At 40.3% G+C, this 963-nt stretch carries 1 protein-coding gene and 1 pseudogene; both read right to left on the bottom strand.

What is annotated here, in order from left to right; all coding sequences use genetic code 11:
- Positions 1-236 (bottom strand): annotated as a pseudogene (locus M9196_RS23255) (hypothetical protein); the annotation flags it as partial.
- A 223-nt stretch (positions 237-459) separates the two neighbouring features.
- Positions 460-945, bottom strand: coding sequence for a GNAT family N-acetyltransferase (locus M9196_RS23250; protein ID WP_250619879.1), 486 nt, complete (start codon positions 943-945; stop codon positions 460-462).
- Positions 946-963: the final 18 nt, after the last annotated feature.

Here is a 963-nt window from a genome sequence, read left to right as displayed (position 1 = left end):
ACTTGCTTCTGGTGAGACTCTGCAAGTTCAGCTTCCTGTCTTCGCTTTAACTCGGTAGATTGAATAGCTTCAACAACCACAAGTATCAATACCAGTTCAACCAACATACCAGTAATTTCTGGTAACAAGTTACCTGACACATACTCAGCTAATGTTGGTTCAGTATCATAAATACTCAAGGTAATGCGAACAACAAAAGCCAAGGCAATAAACACAAGTAAGTAGACGTTCTGCATGTGTCTACTAGCGCTCACCAAATAATCAATAACTGCTTTCATAATAGTAAGTTAGGAAGAAAACGACAGCTTAGCACATGTATTATAAAAGGTATGCCATAAAACATAACGCCCGCTTAAGTTGTGAGTAACGCGTTACTGAACCTAATTTGGACACCGTAATCACATAAACCAAAATTGACGCCAAAAGTGCCAAGCGTTACGAATCGACTTGAAGCGTTTGTTATATTCGTAGCCATTTGTACATGACGTAGCTATCTACGAGTCCCAACTGAGCATGTTTATATGCCTTGGGGATCGTACCGATAATACTGAAACCAAGCTTTTCCCACAGTTTAACTGCCACTATATTCGTAGACACAACACTGTTAAATTGCATTGCTTCAAAGCCAAGCTCAATTGCTTTCTGTTGCGAGTGTTCACACAAGCGACGAGCAATACCTTTACCTCTAGCTTCACTTGATACCATATAACCACAATTACAGATATGATTGCTTGGCCCCATTGCATTCGGCTTAATATAATAAGTACCAAGAACTTCATCATTTTCAACGAATACATAGGCTATTAGTGGCGTCTGGCACCACAAGGCAAACGCCTGTTCTTGCGTCATATCAGGGTCGAATGCATAGGTTTCTTGAGCCAGAATAACCTCAGCGAAGGTTGGCCAAAACGACTCAAAATCTGACTTTGTGATTTCCCTAATCATGAAATTTCTCCCTAGAAT

The sequence above is a fragment of the Vibrio methylphosphonaticus genome, from assembly GCF_023634655.1.
Classification (GTDB): Bacteria; Pseudomonadota; Gammaproteobacteria; order Enterobacterales; family Vibrionaceae; genus Vibrio; species Vibrio methylphosphonaticus.
The sequence above is the reverse complement of the archived record's forward strand: the minus strand, read 5'-3'. Positions and strand labels throughout refer to the sequence as shown.